Origin of the sequence: Streptomyces sp. SCUT-3, assembly GCF_014083985.1 — a bacterium.
Classification (GTDB): domain Bacteria; phylum Actinomycetota; class Actinomycetes; order Streptomycetales; family Streptomycetaceae; genus Streptomyces_H; species Streptomyces_H thermolineatus.
The window spans coordinates 2,997,008-3,015,210 of record NZ_CP046907.1 but is presented as its reverse complement, the minus strand read 5'-3'; the positions used below and the strand labels follow the sequence as shown (position 1 = coordinate 3,015,210).

Genomic DNA, 18,203 nt, shown 5'->3' with positions numbered 1-18,203 from the left:
CCGATGAAGAACCCGGGTCCGCCGGCCTCCCGGCCGGCCCCCCGTACCGGTTCCGGCACCCGCCCGGCCGGCGCGTCAGCGTCGGCCGGGCGGGTGCGTGCCGTCGGCAGCAGGCCGCCCGCCGTGCTCCTCGTCCCCGCGGTGGTCGCCGCCCTGCTCGTCCTGCTCCCGCTGGGATACCTCGGCGTCCGCGCCCTGGAACGCGGCGCCGGGTACGCCTGGGAGATCGTCGCCGACCGGGGCACCGTCGAACTCCTGGGCCGCAGCCTGGGGCTGGCCGCCGCGGTCGTGGCCGCCTCCCTCGTGCTGGGCGTCTCGCTCGCCTGGCTGACCGTGCGCACCGCCCTGCCGGGGGCCCGGGCCTGGGGGGTGCTCGCCACCCTGCCGCTGGCCGTGCCGAGCTACGTCGCGGCCTTCGCGTGGGTCTCCGCGGCACCCGCACTGTCGGGGTTCGCGGGCGCGGCGCTCGCCCTCACCCTGGCCTGCTTCCCGTACGTCTACCTGCCCACGGCCGCCGCGCTGCGCGGCATCGACCCCGCGCAGGAGGAGGCCGCCCGCTCGCTGGGCGCCGGCTCGCTGCGCACCTTCCTGCGCGTCACCCTGCCGCAGCTGCGGCCTGCCGCGGCGGGCGGCGGCCTGCTCGTCGCCCTCTACGTCCTGTCGGACTTCGGTGCCGTGTCGATCATGCGGTACGACACCTTCACCCGCGCCATCCACGCCTCCTACCGGGCCAGCTTCGACCGCACCCCGGCCGCCGTGCTCAGCTGCGTGCTGGTCGTCATGACCGTGCTCCTGGTCACCGCGGAGAACCGCACCCGGGGCCGTGCCGGGCACGCCAGGACCGGGCGCGGCGCGTCCCGGCCCGCCCCCCGTCTCCCGCTCGGCCGCCTGCGCGCGCCCGCGCTGGCGTGGTGCGCCGCGGTGGCCGCCGCCGCGGTGGCCTTCCCCGTGGCCACGCTCGGGTACTGGCTGGCCGTCGGGAACTCCGCGACCTGGGACCTGGAGCGGCTGCTGAGCGCCTCGTGGTCCACCCTGGCCGTGGCCGCGGCCGGGGCCGCGATCACCACCGCGCTGGCCCTGCCCGTCGGCGTGATCGCCGCCCGCTACCGGGGCCGCACGGCCCGCCTGCTGGAGGAGTCCGCCTACGCCGGGCACGCCGTGCCCGGCATCACCGTCGCGCTCGCCCTGGTCTTCTTCTCGGTGCGCTACGTCTACCCCCTCTACCAGCAGCTGCCGCTGCTGCTGGCCGCGTACACGGTCCTCTTCCTCCCGCTGGCGGTGGGCGCGGTGCGCTCAGCCGTGCTCCAGGCCCCGCCCGTCCTGGAGGACGTCGCCCGCTCGCTCGGCCGGTCGCCGCTGCAGGTGCTGCGCGAGGTGACCGTGCCGCTGGCCGCGCCCGGCGTCGCCACCGGCGCCGCGCTGACCTTCGTGGTGATCATGAAGGAGCTGCCCGCCACTCTGCTGCTGCGCCCCACCGGCATGGACACCCTCGCCGCCCGGCTGTGGGACGAGACCACCGTCGCGGCGTACGCGGCCGCCGCCCCGTACGCCGTGATGCTGATCCTGATCGCCTCCGTACCCGCCTACCTCCTCGGAAGGCACCGCCCATGAACGAACTGCGGATCGCCGACGTCACCAAGTCCTACGGCCGGGGCCCCGGCGCCGCCGTACTGGACGACCTCTCCCTGACGGTGGCCGGCGGCGAACTCGTCGCGGTGCTCGGCCCCTCCGGCTGCGGCAAGACGACCCTGCTGCGCATCGTCGCCGGGTTCCTGCGGCCCGACTCCGGCACCGTCGGGATCGGCGGCCGCACCGTCGCCGGCCCCGGCGTCCACGTGCCGCCGGAGCGGCGCAGCGTCGGCATCGTGGCCCAGGAGGGGGCCCTCTTCCCGCACCTGAGCGTGGCGCGCAACGTCGCCTTCGGCCTCACCGGGGCGGCCCGCGCCGAACGGCGCGTGCGCACCGAGGAGATGCTGGAGCTCGTCGGCCTGGGCGGGTACGGCGACCGGATGCCCCACGAGCTCTCCGGCGGCCAGCAGCAGCGCGTCGCCCTGGCCCGCGCCCTCGCCCCCCGGCCCGCACTGGTGCTGCTCGACGAGCCGTTCAACGCCCTCGACAGCGGGCTGCGCAACGGCGTGCGGGCCGACGTGGCCGCGGCCCTGCGCGCCACCGGCGCCACCGCGCTGCTCGTCACCCACGACCAGCAGGAGGCCCTGTCGATCGCGGACCGCGTCGCCGTGATGCGCAGCGGGAAGGTCGTCCAGTACGGCACGCCGCAGGAGGTGTACCGGCACCCGGCGGACGCCTGGGTCGCCGGGTTCGTCGGCGACGCCGTCCTGCTGCCCGGCACCGTAGAGGGCCCGGGGAAGACGACGGCGGCCACCGCGCTCGGCCCCGTCCCCCTGGCCGTGGGTGCGGCGGGCGCAACGGACGCGACGGGCGCGACGGCGAACGGGGGCGCCGCGGGAAGCGGGAGCGCCGCGGGAAGCGGGAGCGCCGCGGGAAGCGGGAGCGCCGCGGGAGCCGGGAAGGCCGCGGGGGACGGTCGCAGCGGCACCGTCGTGCTCCGGCCGGAGCAGCTCAAGCTGTCCCCCGCCGACTCCACCGCTGTGCGCGGCACCGTGGCCGGCGTCCACTTCTACGGCCACGACGCCATGGTCGCCGTGGCCGTCAAGGGCGTCGAGGGAACGGTCGGGGTCCGGCTCGCCGGGCCGGTGGCGGTGCGCCCCGGCGACGAGACTGGCATCCTCGTCACCGGCGAGGCGGCGTTCCACCCGGAACCGTCCTGACGCCCCGTACGACAGGCCCCGGTCGGAGGGGCGGTTCCGAACCGCCCCTCCGACCGGGGCCGTTGCCGCACTCCACTGCCGCACGGCACGAAAAAGCCCCCTCCCGGTTACCCGGCAGGGGGCTTCAACCTGCTGTGCGCCCGAAGGGATTCGAACCCCTAACCTTCTGATCCGTAGTCAGATGCTCTATCCGTTGAGCTACGGGCGCTTGCTTCCCCTCCCGGGTTTCTCGCCCGGTCGGCGTTGCGGGAACAACATTACATGAGCAGTGACGGGAGACGAAATCGGGTTTCCGGCGGCCTCCGGGAGGGCAGCCCGGCCGTCCTCCGCCGGGGGCGGAGCAACCGTGCCGGGCGGGCGGACCGCGGGGTCCGGACGGGTCCGAACAGGTCCGGACGGGTCCGCGCGGGCCCGTCCGATTCCGCGTGGAAAACGCGAAGACCCCGGTCGGACGACCGGGGTCTTCGTACGAGCGGAGGCTCCGGGATTTGAACCCGGGAGGGGGTTGAAGCCCCCAACCGCATTAGCAGTGCGGCGCCATAGACCAGACTAGGCGAAGCCTCCAGCACGCGCCGTTGCCGGCGCGTGTGCAAGTGCAGCTTACGGTACTAGGCCGGAGGCGGGCACTGCAAAAACCGATCCTCGGGCAGCCCCACGAAGGAGTGAACCCGGGGAGCTCCGGCCCCGGGGGCGGTAGGAGGGGAGGTAGACCAGTCCTCTCCACACCTCCCGCCCCCGCACCTCCTGGAGTACCGGTGAAACCCCTCCGCCTCGCCGTCCCCGCACTGCTCGCCCTGGTGGTCCCCCTGACCGCAGCCGCTCCCGTCGGGGCCGCCCCCGCCTCCCGGGCGGCGTCCGGCCGGCTGGTGGTCTCCGTGGTCGGCGCCTCCGAGAACGGCACCTGGGAGCTGAGCTGCGAGCCGGACGGCGGCACGCACCCGGACGCGGCCGCCGCGTGCGACCGCCTGCAGGAGCTGGAGACCACCCGCCGCGGCGGCGCGTTCGAGCCCGCCGCCGAGGGGCAGGCCTGCACGATGGTGCACGGCGGCCCGGCCCGGGCGACCGTCCACGGGACCTGGAACGGCAGGCGGGTCAGCGCGTCCTACAGCCGGGCCGACGGCTGCGAGATCTCCAGGTGGGAGGCGCTGCGCCCGGTCCTCCCCCGGGCCTGACCGGAGCGCGGTGCGCGCCCGCCCCCTCGGACGGGCGCGCACCGGCGGGCGGGCGGCACGCCCCCCGCGGGCGCACCGCGCCGCGCAGGGCCGCCCCGTCGTCCCTGGACGCCCCCGGAAGCCGGGCCCGTACACTCCCTACTAGCGAAACACCACCTGCCGCACCGGTCCGACGGCCCGAAGGCCCGGCGGCCCGGCAGGAAACGCAACAAGGGAGGACGCGCCGCCGTGAGCAGCAGGCCATCCCGAGGCGCTGCTCGCCTCGCTGCCATCCTCGACGCCCTTCCGGACGCATTGCTGCTGGTGAACGCCAACGGCACGGTGGTCAACGCCAACGCCATAGCGCTCGAGGCCTTCGAGACGCCGGGGACCGCCCTGGTCGGCCGGGGTCTCCTCGACCTGCTGCCGTCCTTCGACAGCAAACGCATCCCCGGCTCGATGCGCCGCCCCGACGAGGAGCGGGAGGGCCGCACCAAGCCGACACGGATGCTCGCCCGCCGCACGGACGGCACCGAGTTCCCGGTCGAGGTGACCAGCGCCAACCTCGAGGACGGCCGCACCCCGTACGCCGACCACTACAGCTACACCGGCGACGAGCTGCTCATGCTGGTCGTCCGGGACCTGACCGGCACCATGGACACCGAGGCCGAACTGGCGCGGCAGCAGCGCCAGACGGAGATGATCCTGCGTGCCGCCTCCGAGGGCATCGTCGGCGTGGACGCCGACGGCAGGGTCGTGCTGGTCAACCCGTCCGCCGCGCAGATCCTCGGCTTCCGGGCCAGCGACCTCGGCGGCAAGCAGCTGCTCCCGCTGATCCAGCACTCCAGGCCCGACGGCAGTCCGCTGCCCACCGAGGAGGCCCCGCTCAGCGACACCCTCACCTCCGGCCGCAAGCACCGGGTGCGCGGCCAGGTGCTGTGGCGCAAGGACGGACGGCCGGTGCCGGTGGACCTGACGACGGCCCCGGTGCGCGACGGCGACCAACTGGTCGGAGCGGTGATGACGTTCACCGACCGGACGGCGCTGGACGCCCTGAGCCGCCGCCACGAGCAGCTGCGGACCGTCCTGGACGACTCCCTGCGGGGCCCGCTGGACGAGCTGCGCGGCGACCTGTCCGGCCTGGCGGCCGACCCCGCGGGGCAGCTGTGGCCCGAGGCCAACCAGATCCTGCACCACCTGGCCGCCGGCTACAGCCGCATCACCACGCTCATCGACAACGTGCTGGCGTACCAGCGGCTCGACTCCGGCGCCGAGAAGCTGGACCTGCGGCCGGTGGGCCTGGACGAGGTCGTCGCGGCCGGCGTCGAGGGGGCGGTGGAGCTGGTGGGCCCGGGCCGGGCCCAGTACGCCGTGCACGCCCCCGCCCTCGAGGTGGAGCTGGACGCCGGGCGGATGGCCCAGGCGCTGGCGCACCTGATCGCGGACACCGTGGGGGTGGACGCCACCGGCAACGCCGCGCCGCTGTCCGGCGGCGACTCGACCGTGGTCGTCGCCGCGGCGCAGCGAGGGGAGGTCGTGCGGATCGAGGTGCGCGGCCCGCACGGCGGCGGCAACCCGGTCCACCTGCCCATCACCCGCGGCATCGTGGAGCGCCACGGCGGCGTGCTGCAGACGCACGAGGTGCCGGGTCAGACAGGCGGGAGCGCGTACGTCCTCGAGGTTCCGCTGGAGGCCGGCGGCACGGCGGGCGGCACGGCGCGCCCGGGGTCCGGCGGCGGTCGGGGCAAGGGGCGGCGCGACTCCGACACGCCCTTCATGCCGGTGCCGTCCGAGCCGGCCCGCGGCACGGAGCCCGGCCAGGACGGACTGGGCGGCCAGGACGAGCAGGGCGGGCGGAGCGGGCAGGGCGGGCGGGGCGGGCAGCGCCCCGGTCGGGCCGGTGCGGCCCCCGAGCAGGACCCGGGCCGGTCCCGGGACGTGCGGATGCCGCGTCAGGCGCAGCACGGACGGCAGGCGCAGCCGGACGGTCCCGGGCGGCAGTCCCGCGGCGCCGGCGGCGCCGGCGCAGGCAGCCACCGCCTTCCGGCGTTGCCGGCCGGAGGCGCCCCGGTGCCCGCGCAGGGCGGCCGGGACCTCCCGGCGCTCCCTGCGCTGCCCGGCGGGCAGGCCGACCCGGCGGAGGACCGGCCCACCGGGCGGCGCCGGGCGCTGCGGCACTCCGACGAGTCCGGGCAGCAGTTCACCGGCCCGGCCGGGGAGGGCGACGGCGCCGCGCACGGGCGGACGGCCGACGGCCGACGGCCGCTGGCCCTGGAGGCCGGGCCCTCCGCCGGCCCGTCGGCGCCCGGTTCCGTGCCGCAGCCGACCGGCAGGAGGGCCCGCAGGGTCTCGCCGGAGGCGCCCGAGCAGCAGGTGCCCGCGGGCCGGGCCTACGCGGTCGGTCCGCCCGTGCCGTCCGGAGGCGTCCCGGGACAGTCGGTGCCCGGGGGGCGCCCCGCCCTGAGCCCGCCCGCCCCCGTCGCTCCCGCCCCCGGTGCTCCCGGCGCCGTCGCCCGGCCGCAGGCCCCCGGACAGCCCGTCCCCCCGAGCCGGGTCCCCGCGCCCGGCCTGCCCGGTTCCGCGGAGCTGCAGCGGGTGACCGCCGTACGGTCCCTGGGCCAGGGCGTGCCGTTCGCCCAGCAGGTCGAGCAGCGGGCGGCGGGACGGGGGCACGCCGCTCCCGCACCGCCGTCCCCCGTCCCGCCGGGGCAGGCCCCGGCGGCGCAGAACCCGTCGGGGCGTCGCCGCAAGCTGGCCGCCCCGGCCGCGGACGACCAGCGGGCGCGCGGACTGGAGCCGGTGCGGGAACAGCCCGCCGGCCCTCCCGCACTGCCGAGTGCGGCCGGAAGCCCGGCCGCCGAGGACGTGCGCGGTTTCCGGAACTCTCCGCCGGGACGGCTGCCCCGGCCCCCGCAGCCGCCCCGGCCGGGCACCGTGCCCGGGCACGGTGTGCACGACGACCCCGGCGGCCTGGTGGACGCCGAGCCGGAGTCGGCCGGATCGGGCCGGGCGTTCGCGATAGGCGCCCCGGCCGAGGGCGCGGAGGGCCCCGAGCACCTGGACGGCCCGAACGGGGCCGTCGAGGTGACCGACGACTTCGACGCCTTCGGCCACGGTTCCTTCGGCGGGCCGCGCCGCCTCCTGGTGTGGCCCGAGCCGGAGGCCGCGACCCGGCAGGCGCTGGTCGACCGCGGCTACGACCCGGTGACGGTCCGCTCCCGCGAAGAGGTCGACGACCACGGCGGCGAGCCGCCGGCCGCGCTGTTCGTGGACCCGCTGACCGGTCCGATCACCCGCACCGCGCTGCAGAGTCTGCGGACGGCGGCGGTCGAGGCCCGGGTCCCGGTCCTGGTGACCGCAGGGCTGGGCCAGGCGACGCGGGAGACCGCGTACGGCGCCGACCCCGCCGTGCTGCTGAAGGCCCTGGCCCCGCGCGACAGCGAGCAGCACCCCCCGCGGGTAATGCTGGTGGAGGAGCACCAGGACATCGCGGCGGCGTTCACTGCGTCGCTGGAGCGGCGCGGGATGCAGGTGGCGCACGCCCCCTCCGAGGCGGACGCGGTGAACCTGGCCGGCCGGGTACAGCCGAACCTCGTGGTCATGGACCTGCTGCTGGTGCGCCGGCGGCGGGTCGGGATCGTGGACTGGCTGCGCGGCAACGGGCGGCTGACGTGCACTCCGCTGGTCGTCTACACCTCGGAGGGCATCGACCGGTCGGACCTCCACCGGCTCGGATCGGGCGAGACGGTGCTGTTCCTCGCCGAACGCTCGACCGGCCCCGACGCGCAGGGCCGGATCGTCGACCTGCTGGGGAAGATCGGCTCCTCCTGACAGGAACGCCTGGGGGTTCCTGCCCCGGGGTTCCTGCCCCGGCGGGGCAGGGCGGGGCGCGGTCCTCCGGCCGGGCCCGGACCGTTCCCGCGGCCGCCGGGCCGTTCCTGCGGCCGCCGCCCGACTGCGTGCGCACGGCGGCGGCGGACGGGCCCGTCACCCGTACCGCCGCCGCTGCTGCTGCCGTTCCTGCCGCGGCCGGGGACGGGAACGGGAAGGGGCTGTCCCTCGTCCGACCGCCGGCCCCACCGGCCCCCACCGGCCTCCTGCTGTCAGAGCTTGGTGACGTCCAGCCCGCCCTCGGCGTACTGGCGGCGGATGACCTTCTTGTCGAACTTGCCCACGGAGGTCTTCGGCACGGCCGGGATCACGGCCCAGCGCTCGGGGAGCTGCCAGCGGGCGATCCGCTGGGCGAGGAACTCGCGCAGCTCCGGGTAGCCGACGGTGGCGCCCTCCCTGAGGACGACGGTGGCCAGGGGGCGCTCGTCCCACTTGTCGTCGGGGACGGCGACCACGGCGGCCTCGACGACGTCCGGGTGGGCCATCAGGTGGTTCTCCAGCTCCACCGAGGAGATCCACTCGCCGCCGGACTTGATGACGTCCTTGGCCCGGTCGGTGAGGGTGAGGTAGCCGTCGGGGGTGATGGTGCCGATGTCACCGGTGCGCAGCCAGCCGTCGTTGAACTTGTCCTCGGGCCGCTGGGGCTCGCCGGAGGCGCCGCCGTAGTAGGCGCCCGCGATCCACGGTCCCCGCACCTCCAGTTCGCCGGCGCTCCTGCCGTCGTGGGGCACGGGCTCGCCGTCCGGGCCGATCAGCCGGGCCTCGACCGAGGCCGGGAAGCGGCCCTGGGTGACCCGGTAGGCGAACTCCTCCTCGGGGGAGAGGCCGGCCGGCGGCTGCGCGACGGTGCCCAGCGGCGAGGTCTCGGTCATCCCCCAGGCGTGGACGACCGTGACGCCGAGCGCGTCGTACTCCTTCATCAGGGAGGGCGGGCAGGCGGCACCGCCGATGACGACGGAGTTCAAGGAGCTGATGTCGCGCGAGGACGCCTTGACCTCGGCGAGCAGGCCCTGCCAGATGGTGGGGACGGCGGCGGCGTGCGTGGGCCGCACGGTCTCGATCATCTCGGCCAGAGGGGCGGGCTGGAGGAAGCGGTCGGGCATCAGCATGCTGGTGCCGCACATGAAGGAGGCGTGCGGCATGCCCCAGGCGTTGACGTGGAACATCGGCACCACGGGCAGGGTGGTGTCGGCGGAGGTCAGGCCGAAGGACTCGGTCATGTTGACCTGCATCGCGTGCAGGTAGATGGACCGGTGGCTGTAGACGACGCCCTTGGGGTCGCCGGTGGTGCCGGAGGTGTAGCACAGGGCGGCGGCGGTGCGCTCGTCCAGTTCGGGCCAGTCGAACCCGGTGGAGCGGCCGGCGATCAGGTCCTCGTAGTCGTGGACCGCGGGACGGGCGCCCTCCAGCGGCGCGCGGTCGCCGGGGCCGACCACGACGATGTGCTCCACGCTCTCCAGGTGCGGCAGGACGGCGGCGAGCAGGGGTATCAGCGAGCCGTTGACCAGGACCACCCGGTCCGCGGCGTGGTTGACGATGAAGATCAACTGTTCGGCGGGCAGCCGCAGGTTGAGCGTGTGCAGGACCGCGCCCATGGAGGGGACGGCCAGGTACGCCTCGACGTGCTCGGCGTTGTTCCACATCAGGGTGGCGACCCGCTGGTCGCCCTCCACGCCGAGCTCGTCCCGGAGTGCGTTGGCCAGCTGCCCGGCGCGTGCGCCGATCTCGGCGAAGCTGCGCTCCCGAGGGCCGTTCTCGCTCCAGGTGACCACCCGGGAACGTCCGTGGACGGTCGATCCGTGCCGCAGAATGCGCGACACGGTGAGCGGAACGTCCTGCATCGTGCTGAACACCGTTGTCCTCCAGAACACTGCCTCAGGGGTGTTGACGGTGATTCTCACTTCATACCGTGCGGTATGTCACCACCCAGGGGGCATGTATTCGGTGAGTCCTACGTCTCCTTTTCCCGTTTCCCTCCGAAGGGTGATCAGGCGGCTTCCTTGAGTGACGTGTCGGCCCTCAACCTGGCCAGCGCCCGCGAGACGCTGCTCTTGACCGTCCCCACGGACACCCCGAGGACCTGCGCCGTCTGCGCCTCGCTCAGGTCCTCGTAGTAGCGGAGCACGAGCATGTCGCGCTGCCGGGCGGGAAGCCGGCGTACCGCCCTCCACAGCGCGTCGTGCAGGGCCTGCGCCTCTGCGGGGCAGGCGACCGGGTACAGGGGCTCGGGCACCTCGCCGGTCGTGTACTCGTCGACCTTGCGCCTGCGCCACTGCGAGGTCCGCGTGTTCACCAGCACCCGCCGCACGTAGCCGTCGGCCGCGCCCCGGTCCTCGAGCCGCTCCCAGGCCACGAACGTCTTGGCCAGCGCGGTCTGCAACAGGTCCTCGGCGTCGTACGGATGGGGGACGAGGGAGCGCGCCGTGCGCAGCAGGACCGGCCTCCGCGCACGGACGTAGCCGTCGAACGTGTCGGGGACGGATGCGGTCTTCTGCATGACCCCACGCTAGGAGCGCGGAACGCCCCCGCGGATCCGCCGCAGGTGCCGAAGCGAAGTCACCCTGAAGTTGTAGGCGGCGGCCCGCCCCTGCCTCCAGGAGGAGGAACGCACCCGGACTCCCTCCCCGCACGGCGGCCCGGGGCACCCGGCCACGGGGCACCCGGCTGTGGGGCACCCGGCCGCGGCGCACAGGGCCGCGGCAGGCCGGGCGCCGGCGGGCTCTGCCGGGGCGGGCACTGCCTGGGCGGACCGGGCTGGGGGCTGCCGCGCGGAGGGCCCGGCCGGGCCCTGTGCACGCCTCCGCGCGGGCCTCCCTGCAGGCCGCCGTCCGGGGCGCCGTCCGGGGCGCCGTCCGGGGCGCGGTTGCGGCCGTCATCGTTGCGGCCGTCATCGTTCGACGACTGCCACGGGTGCGTCGATCACGTTGCGGTCGATCAGCATGCTCCGGCCGCCGTGGGTCTCCTTCACATTGCCCTCGTACTGGTGCAGGCGGCGGTTGGGGGTCCAATGGCCGGCTGCCAGGACGGGCTCGGCCGCCAGTGCGGGACGGGCGTTCCAGCGGGCGTACCAGACCACCTCGGGAAGGTCGCGGATCCCGATGCGCCGGGCCTCGGCGATGTCGGTGATGCCGGAGGCGGCGCTGCTGTAGAAGCCGGGGAAGTAGCCGTACCTGCGCAGTTCCTGGCTCCATCCCCTGGTGAAGGAGACCACCGGCTCGGAGCAACGGGGTCCGCGGGGCGCGTACGCCTCCATGTCGAGGTAGACGGGGCTGCGTTCGACGATCCCGAGCGCCCTGGCCTGCATCACCGCGTCACGGGCCTCCTCGGCTCCGTGGCTGACGGGGTCGGCGATGTCGATCGGGAACGGGCGCTTGGACTCCCGGGTGACGCACGGCGACTGCGAACCGACGTAGACGGGGATGATCCTCCAGCCCATGTCGGAGACCGCCCTCACCCACTCCCGGGTGAGTTGCTGCTGATGGCAGGCCCTGGCCCTGCCGCCGACGTAGACCCCGACGGCTCCGTACCCGGAGGACCGCCACGCGGCCATGGTGGACAACGGTGGCGCGGTGCAGGTGTCGAAGGCGCGTCCCTGGAAGACCTGCGCTCCCGAGGCCGTGAGGTCCGCGCCCTCCTTCAGGGACGCCGACGCGGCCGGTGCGGCGGGCCCGGCAGGTGCGGCGGGCCCGGCAGGTGCGGCGGGCGCGGCATGGTTCGCCCGGGCGGCGTGGCCGCTCCGCACCGTCGGCGCGGTGGGCTCGGCAGGTTCGGCAGGCGCGCCGACCCGGGACCAGGCGGGGGCGGAGGTCAGGAACATGCAGGAGAGAGCGGCGAGGAGCGCGGCCAGGAGGACCGTCGCAGTGCGGTTTCGGATCATGTGTGAAGTGAAAAGTCCGATTGCCGCATTGTGCGGAAGGCGCGCCACCTCGCAACTGCGGTCTCCCCCGCCCGGCTCAGCGAATGCCGAACTCGTCAGATTGTGTTACTGGATTCCCTGAGGGGGCGTCACCTGCATTCTCCCTTCCGGAAAAAGCCCGCCCGCTCCCCTCACAGGGCATCCGCAGAGCCTTCCCGGTCCACCGGGCGGCGCGGCGAAAGGGTGAACCTAGCACTCACCGGAACCAGTCCTCGGTGCGCGGCGCGGGCCCGCTCTAGTGGAAGAGAACGAGCACCTGTCCCGCCGCGCCCACCCAGCGCTCGGCCACCTGCACTGTCGGAACACTGCGCCTGCGCATCAGCCGCCGGGCCTCGGCGCGGTCGATCATCCGGGGAAGGATCTCCTCCTCCAGCACACGCTCGCCCGTCTCGCCCGTCTCGTCCGGCCACTCGAAACACCCACCGCACCACTCGACCGCCCAGAGCGCGCCCTCCCGGATCAGCGCGTGCGCCCTCTCAGGGTCCAGCCACTCGGTCGACCGCCGCCACGGCCGGCCCTCCCTGTCCCAGAACCGGCCCCCCGCGAAGCAGTTGCGACGGCCCTTCCCACCCCGGCCGGCCCCGCCGTCCGCCGCGGAACTGCGCCCCTTCTTCCCACCCATGCCGGAATGCTCCCACCGGCACCGGGGACCGGCCAGTGCTTTCCGGCCCCGGCCCGCTGCGATCGAGCCCCTACAGGCTCGAGTCTCCGCCCAACCCCGCCATGCGCACGATGGACATGTCGTCCACGACACCGGAGTAGGCGCGCACCTCGTCAACGGCTCCCGCGAAGTAATCACCGTCAACAGCCGAACGACCGATCTGGAGGCCGCCCGTGGCCGGCCAGGAAGTGGAGTCCGTGACCCGCGAGGTCTGGCTCAGCTGTCCCTCTACGTAAAAGCGCAACTCGTGGGACGGCGCGTCGAAGACCACGGCCAAGTGCTGGCCCGATGCCCCTTGTTGGTCGTCAGGCAGTTGCTGTTCCTCTGCGACGACGACCCGCGGGGCGGACTCCCTGTCCTCGGTGGCCACAACCAGCTCCCACTTGCCGGTGGCCGCGTGGTAGCGGACCGCGAAGCGGTCGGCGTACGTGCCCGGGAGGGAGAAAACGGTCTGGTCCCTGTCCCCGGCCTCGTACAGACGGGCACGGACCGCCACGGTGAAGCTTCCGTCCCCGGTCACGGGAGGCCCCGCAGTGGCTGCCCAGTCCCCGTCGCCGTCGAGCCGGAGGTCGCCTTGGCCGACCAGAGGGGCCGGCGCGAAGATGTCCTCCGTGCTGTAGATCCACGCATCACCGTTCAGCTCCAGCGGGAACCCCTCGGGCTCCATGTTGGGCGACGCGCCGCCCGGTGCGGCTTCGAGCTGCCAGTACCCCTCGCGGATCGACAGCGGACTCTCCGCCAAGGAGTCGGTCTTCGCCCCGTCCCTCTCCACCGCGTAGGCGTTATGGACCCCACTCGGAACCACTCCGAGCATGAGCATCAGCGCCATACCGGGCAGAATTCCGAATGCCGTGCGCTGTTTAGCCTTCACAGTTCCCCCAAGTCTCTGCTGCACGAGTCGGTTGATCTTCGCCCCCACCCTCGGAACCGCACAAGGGTGCCCGTCCGGCAGTCGGACAAGGAAGCCTGGGCGGACAAGTTGGTCGACCACGGCTTCGTCGAGCAGGGAAACGGCAACTCCGGCGGCTCCGCAGGGTCTGTGCCTGGCCCACGGGGGTCCACAAGCCCTGGTCAGCGGCGGGACACCGGTGGTTCGAGGTGAGACGGGGTGAACGCCGAAGGGGTGCCCGTCGTGGACGGGAACCCCTTCTGACCTGCTACTTCTTCCACCTGGGCGGAGGGTGTGGGATTTGAACCCACGGTGACATCGCTGCCACGACGGTTTTCAAGACCGTTCCCTTAGGCCGCTCGGGCAACCCTCCCCGCGCCGCCCGGGAGCAGCGCGGGGACAGCCTAACGGGTGAGGGGGGTCAGTTGTCCCCCACCCGCTCGCCGAGAGTCAGAGTCGTGGTGGCGGTCCGGCCGCTGCGTTCGTAGGTGACCTTGACCTCGTCGCCCGGCTTGTAGGTCCAGATCTGGCTGACCAGGGTGGGGCCGCTGTCGATGACGGTGTCGTCGAGCTTGGTGATCACGTCGCCGGGCTTGAGTCCGGCCTTGTCGGCCGGGCCGCCGGGGGTGACCGGGTCGACGCCCTGGACGGGCTGGGGGGAGATCTGGGCGCCCTTGCCGTTGAAGCTGTCGTTGCGCAGCACGCCCATGACGGCGTAGACCGGCTTGCCGGTCTTGATCAGGTCCTGGGCCACGCGGTCGGCCTGGTTGATCGGGATGGCGAAGCCGAGGCCGATGCTGCCGCCGGAGGAACCTCCGTAGGGGTCGCTGCCGCCGGTGGACTGGATGGCGGAGTTGATGCCGATCACGTTGCCCTTGGCGTCGAGCAGCGGCCCTCCGGAGTTCCCGGGGTTGATGGAGGCGTCGGTCTGGATGGCGCTCATGTAGGAGGCCTGGGAGTCGCCGTCGCCGCCAGCCGCCACCGGGCGGTTCTTGGCGCTGACGATGCCGGTGGTGACCGTGCTGGACAGGCCGAACGGGGCTCCGATGGCGATGGTGGCGTCGCCGACCGCGGCCTTGTCGGAGTTGCCGAGCGGCAGTGGCTTCAGCTCGTCGTTCCCGATGCCCCGCAGTTTGATGACGGCGACGTCGTACCCCTGGGCCCGGCCGACGATCTCGGCCCTGTACTGCCTGCCGTCGGAGAAGGTGACGCTGAGTTCGCCGCCGTCGGCGGCCGGTGCCACGACGTGGTTGTTGGTGACGATGTGGCCCTGCTTGTCGTAGACGAAGCCCGTGCCGGTGCCGCTCTCCTGGCCCCCGGACGCCTCGATGGTGACGACGCTTCTGAGTGCCTCGGCCGCGACGGCGGCCACCGAGCCGGGGGCGCGGCTGGCCGCCTCCCCGCCGGTGGAGGCGGAGACGGTGGTGGAGCCGTTGTCTCCGCTGCGCTCTGCGGCGACGAAGCCGATGGCGCCTCCGATGCCGCCGGCCACGAGGGCGGCGGCGAGCACGGCGGCAACCAGGCCGCCCCGGCGCTTGCCGGGCTTGCCGCTGCCGCCGCTCCCGTCGCCGCCGGGGGCGTGGGGCGGGGGGCCGTAGGGCGGCTGCGCGCCGGCGCCGGGGTGGGGGCCGGAGGGGTGGCCCTGCGGCGTGCCCCAGGCCGGCGGGGCGGACGGGGCGGACGGTGACGGCTGGGACTGCGGCCCGTAGGGGTCGCTGCCCGGCGCGGGGCCCGCGGCCGCGTGGGCCGCGGGCGGGACCGGCGGGGGCGACTGGGGCGGCGGGGGCGGCACGGCGGGCAGCGGAGCGGTCCGATCGGCTCCGGGAACGCCCGGTTCCTGTCCGGCCTGCGGGGTCCGTCCGTCGCGGCCGGGGGCGGCAGCGCGGGAACCGTCCTCGTTCTCGGTGCTCACTGCTGATCTCCTCGTGTGCGCGTGGCTGTGGCGACCCTGTGCATGCCAGTTTTCCCCATCGTGCGTCGGACCGCGGTAAACACCGGCGGGGACGGCTGCGGCCGTTCTCCGGGAAGTGCCCTGCCGGTGGGCTTCTTTCCGTGCGGTTCGGGCTGATGTCACCGTCCGGCGGCACGGTGGTGGCACGATGTCGGCGTGACTTCCGTGTACGCCGTGCAGGACGAACGGCCCTCCCGTGACCGGGTGCGGGTCGTGGCCCACCGCGGTGCCTCGGCGGACGTGGCCGAGCACACCCTGGCCGCCTACCGCAAGGCGGTGGAGGACGGTGCGGACGCGCTCGAGTGCGACGTGCGGCTGACCGCCGACGGCCACTTGGTGTGCGTGCACGACCGGCGGGTGAACCGCACCTCCAACGGCCGCGGCGCGGTGGCGGGCCTGGAACTGGCGCAGTTGGCCTCGCTGGACTTCGGCTCCTGGAAGGCGAGCGCCCTGAGCGAGGGGGACGAGGTACCGGACTGGTTGACGGACCCGGTGGCGCGGACCTCGGTGCTCACCCTGGAGCGCCTGCTGGAACTGGTGGCGGACACGGACCGCAGGGTCGAGCTGGCGGTGGAGACCAAGCACCCCACCCGGTGGGCGGGGCAGGTGGAGGCGCGGCTGGTCGAGTTGCTGCGCCGGTTCGGGATGGACCGGAACCGGGCGGGGGAGCCGTCGCCGGTGCGGGTGATGAGTTTCTCCCCCAGGTCGCTGCGGCGCGTCCGCCTGGCGGCGCCGGACCTGGAGACGGTCCTGCTGATGCAGTACGTCTCGCCGCGGCTGCGCGACGGGCGGCTGCACGGGATGGCGGGGATCGCCGGCCCGAGCATCCGCATCCTGCGGTCGCACCCGGATTTCGTGCCCCGGTTGCGCAGGGCGGGGCACGAGGTGCACGTGTGGACGGTGGACGACCCGGCCGACGTGGAGCTGTGCGTGGAGCTCGGCGTGGACGCGATCATCACCAACCGGCCCGGCCCGGTCCTCTCCCAGCTGGGGCGCTGAGGGCATTCCGGTCGGGACCGCCCGCCGGCCGGGACGCCGCGGTGCTCCCGCTGCCGTCCCGCAGTCCCGTCGTTCCGCAGACCCGTCGTCCTGCAAGCTCTCCGTCCCGCAGGCCCTCCGTCCTGGCTCGCCTCGGCTCCGCCGCGCGGGTCTCTCGCGGGTCTCCCGCGGCCCCTCCTGCGCCGCTCCGTCCCCTTCCGTCCCGGTCGGGCGCCGGGCGCGCACCGGCGCGTTCGGACCGTGTTCGACCGTTTCGTCTGCGTCAAGAGATCACCGATGGCTTGTTTCCGGCCCATTGCGAAGGGGCATCCATCCCGTGGCGTGGGGTGAAGGAGGTCTCGGGGGTGGCGTTGGTGGTGGCACAGCAGGCGCCGGCGTCCTCGGCCATGGCCCTGTCCCATGGTCCTGAGGGTGTCGGTGAGGCGCGGCGCAGGCTGCGCAAGGAACTCTTCGGGTGGGGGGCTCCGGACCCGGTCGTGGACGACGCCGTCCTGATCCTCTCCGAGCTTTTGAGCAACTCGTACCGGCACGCCCGTGCTCTGCCGCAGGAGGAGTGCGGCGGGCTCGACGGCTGCGTGCGGGCGGCGTGGCGGATGGATGAGGGCGGCCTGCTCACCCTGGAGGTGACCGACGGCGGCGGCCCGACCCGTCCGATGCCGTCCAGCCGGCCGTCGCTGACCGCGCGCGGTGGGCGCGGGCTGGGAATCGTCGGTCAACTGGCCCTGGACTGGGGCGTGCGCGACGGTGACGGGACGGTCACGGTGTGGGTGGTGCTCGCGGTGCGCGGGCGGCACGCCCGCCGCGAGGGGTTTCCCGCGCGGTCGGCCGGGGGTTTCCCGATGCCGCCGATCGACCTCGGTTTCGAAGACCCCTTCGAGGAGCTGGCATGAGCCCCGTCCGGGGCTCTTTCGGTACTAGGCTCCGGGCCGAACCGTAGTCGTCCCGGGAGAAGCCCCAGCCATGGCCAAGAAGCGCCTCAAGTCTCCGGCAGCCAAGCCGTCCGCACAGGTCACCGACGGCGAGATCCCCGTGGTGGGCGCCCGCGAGCCCTGCCCGTGCGGCTCGGGCCGCCGCTACAAGGCCTGCCACGGCAGGGAGGCCGCGCACTCGGTGACCGAGCTGGTGCGGCGCCCGTTCGAGGGGCTGCCGGGCGAGTGCGACTGGGTGGCGATGCGCGAGCTGGTTCCCGCCGCCACCGCGACCCTGACCCTGGCGCAGCCCCCGGGGCAGGACGTGCCGTCGGTCACCCTGGCGACGGTGCTGCCGATGGCCTGGCCCGCGCTGCGCCGGGACAACGGCGCGGTGATGCTGGGCCTGCAGAACGACACGGCCTCGGGCGACGTGAGCCGCGACCTGGCCGACACCCTGCAGCGGGCGCTGACCGCCGAGCCCGGAACGCCGGTGGACGCGCGGCGGACCGTCGCGGGCGGTGTCCGCCTGCAGGACCTGCTGGACACCGGGGCCGGGTTCGTCCCGACCGTGCACAGCGGTTTCGAGTTCTGGCTGGAGGACGCCGAGAACGCCACCGGCGAGGTCGCCGCGTCGCTGGAACGGGCGAACTCCGCGGCCCTGCCGACGGCCCGCCTGACCGGGGTCGAGGCGGCGTACTGGTGCGCCACCCCGGAGAAGAACCACCTGCGCTGGGTGATGCCGCACCCGGAGGAGCGGCTGCTCGACGCGCTGGCCCGGCTGCACGCGGCCGGCGCCTCGTCGCTCGGCGAGGGCACCCGGCTGGTCGGGTCGTTCCGCGCCCACGGTCTGCTGGTGCCGGTGTGGGACCTGCCGACGGCGATGCAGGCGGACGAGGTGGAGAAGCCGGCCGTCGCGTTCGGCGAGCGGCTCGGGGAGGCCCTGGCCTCGGACGCGCCGCTGACGTCGGAGGAGCGCCGGGCCCGCAGCGGACTGGCGAACCGCCAGATCACTCTGAACTGAGCGTTCCGCCGCACCGGGCAGTGA

Annotated in this window: 13 protein-coding genes and 3 tRNA genes; 7 read left to right on the top strand and 9 right to left on the bottom strand. The window is 74.4% G+C overall.

From position 1 onward, the window contains the following. Positions 1-3 precede the first annotated feature (3 nt). The gene (locus tag GQS52_RS13255) at positions 4-1,611 is read left to right on the top strand and encodes an iron ABC transporter permease (RefSeq protein WP_182313652.1); all 1,608 of its coding nucleotides are present in this window, start codon (positions 4-6) and stop codon (positions 1,609-1,611) included. After that, on the top strand, positions 1,608-2,789 hold the full coding sequence (locus GQS52_RS13250) for an ABC transporter ATP-binding protein (RefSeq protein WP_182313651.1): 1,182 nt from the start codon (positions 1,608-1,610) through the stop codon (positions 2,787-2,789). The genes GQS52_RS13255 and GQS52_RS13250 overlap by 4 nt, the downstream gene beginning before the upstream one ends. 135 nt (positions 2,790-2,924) lie before the next feature. Here the strand turns inward: GQS52_RS13250 and GQS52_RS13245 are convergent. Next, a tRNA-Arg gene (locus GQS52_RS13245) sits at positions 2,925-2,997 on the bottom strand. Positions 2,998-3,262: 265 nt separating this feature from the next. After that, positions 3,263-3,353 (bottom strand) — tRNA-Ser (locus GQS52_RS13240). A 191-nt stretch (positions 3,354-3,544) separates the two neighbouring features. On the opposite strand from GQS52_RS13240, the gene GQS52_RS13235 reads away from it, so the two are divergent. Beyond that, complete coding sequence (locus GQS52_RS13235) at positions 3,545-3,961, top strand: SSI family serine proteinase inhibitor (RefSeq protein ID WP_182313650.1); 417 nt, start codon at positions 3,545-3,547, stop codon at positions 3,959-3,961. A gap of 228 nt (positions 3,962-4,189) precedes the next feature. Next, the gene (locus tag GQS52_RS13230; RefSeq protein WP_182313649.1) at positions 4,190-7,771 is read left to right on the top strand and encodes a PAS domain-containing protein; all 3,582 of its coding nucleotides are present in this window, start codon (positions 4,190-4,192) and stop codon (positions 7,769-7,771) included. A 272-nt stretch (positions 7,772-8,043) separates the two neighbouring features. Here the strand turns inward: GQS52_RS13230 and GQS52_RS13225 are convergent, their stop codons facing one another. The 7 genes from GQS52_RS13225 to GQS52_RS13195 all read right to left on the bottom strand — a co-directional run bounded on the left by GQS52_RS13225 (position 8,044) and on the right by GQS52_RS13195 (position 15,209). Further along, a complete protein-coding gene (locus GQS52_RS13225; protein ID WP_182313648.1) occupies positions 8,044-9,684 on the bottom strand; it encodes a long-chain fatty acid--CoA ligase in 1,641 nt (546 codons plus the stop codon). A 134-nt stretch (positions 9,685-9,818) separates the two neighbouring features. Continuing rightward, positions 9,819-10,328, bottom strand: a complete 510-nt coding sequence (locus tag GQS52_RS13220) for a SigE family RNA polymerase sigma factor (protein ID WP_182313647.1) — start codon at positions 10,326-10,328, stop codon at positions 9,819-9,821. Between the two features lie 390 nt (positions 10,329-10,718). Further along, a complete protein-coding gene (locus tag GQS52_RS13215; protein ID WP_182313646.1) occupies positions 10,719-11,708 on the bottom strand; it encodes a DUF1906 domain-containing protein in 990 nt (329 codons plus the stop codon). Between the two features lie 274 nt (positions 11,709-11,982). Continuing rightward, the gene (locus GQS52_RS13210; RefSeq protein ID WP_182313645.1) at positions 11,983-12,369 is read right to left on the bottom strand and encodes a hypothetical protein; all 387 of its coding nucleotides are present in this window, start codon (positions 12,367-12,369) and stop codon (positions 11,983-11,985) included. A gap of 70 nt (positions 12,370-12,439) precedes the next feature. Beyond that, positions 12,440-13,327 (bottom strand): LamG domain-containing protein, encoded by an 888-nt coding sequence (locus GQS52_RS13205; RefSeq protein WP_182313644.1) that lies wholly within the window; start codon positions 13,325-13,327, stop codon positions 12,440-12,442. 256 nt (positions 13,328-13,583) lie between these two features. Next, positions 13,584-13,670 (bottom strand) — tRNA-Ser (locus GQS52_RS13200). Between the two features lie 48 nt (positions 13,671-13,718). Beyond that, positions 13,719-15,209, bottom strand: a complete 1,491-nt coding sequence (locus GQS52_RS13195; protein WP_182313643.1) for a trypsin-like peptidase domain-containing protein — start codon at positions 15,207-15,209, stop codon at positions 13,719-13,721. A gap of 204 nt (positions 15,210-15,413) precedes the next feature. On the opposite strand from GQS52_RS13195, the gene GQS52_RS13190 reads away from it, so the two are divergent. From GQS52_RS13190 to GQS52_RS13180, 3 genes are all read left to right on the top strand, one after another. Continuing rightward, positions 15,414-16,247, top strand: coding sequence for a glycerophosphodiester phosphodiesterase (locus GQS52_RS13190; protein WP_259371112.1), 834 nt, complete (start codon positions 15,414-15,416; stop codon positions 16,245-16,247). 344 nt (positions 16,248-16,591) lie between these two features. Then, positions 16,592-17,137: an ATP-binding protein gene (locus GQS52_RS13185; protein WP_330166899.1), complete on the top strand. Its 546-nt coding sequence runs from the start codon at positions 16,592-16,594 to the stop codon at positions 17,135-17,137. A 70-nt stretch (positions 17,138-17,207) separates the two neighbouring features. Next, positions 17,208-18,179, top strand: a complete 972-nt coding sequence (locus tag GQS52_RS13180) for a DUF5926 family protein (protein ID WP_182313642.1) — start codon at positions 17,208-17,210, stop codon at positions 18,177-18,179. Positions 18,180-18,203: the final 24 nt, after the last annotated feature.

Coding starts and splice junctions, on each gene's coding strand:
- GQS52_RS13255 (WP_182313652.1), top strand. CDS start 4: ATGAAGAACCCGGGTCCGCCGGCCTCCCGGCCGGCCCCCCGTACCGGT.
- GQS52_RS13250 (WP_182313651.1), top strand. CDS start 1,608: ATGAACGAACTGCGGATCGCCGACGTCACCAAGTCCTACGGCCGGGGC.
- GQS52_RS13220 (WP_182313647.1), bottom strand. CDS start 10,328: ATGCAGAAGACCGCATCCGTCCCCGACACGTTCGACGGCTACGTCCGT.
- GQS52_RS13215 (WP_182313646.1), bottom strand. CDS start 11,708: ATGATCCGAAACCGCACTGCGACGGTCCTCCTGGCCGCGCTCCTCGCC.
- GQS52_RS13210 (WP_182313645.1), bottom strand. CDS start 12,369: ATGGGTGGGAAGAAGGGGCGCAGTTCCGCGGCGGACGGCGGGGCCGGC.
- GQS52_RS13180 (WP_182313642.1), top strand. CDS start 17,208: ATGGCCAAGAAGCGCCTCAAGTCTCCGGCAGCCAAGCCGTCCGCACAG.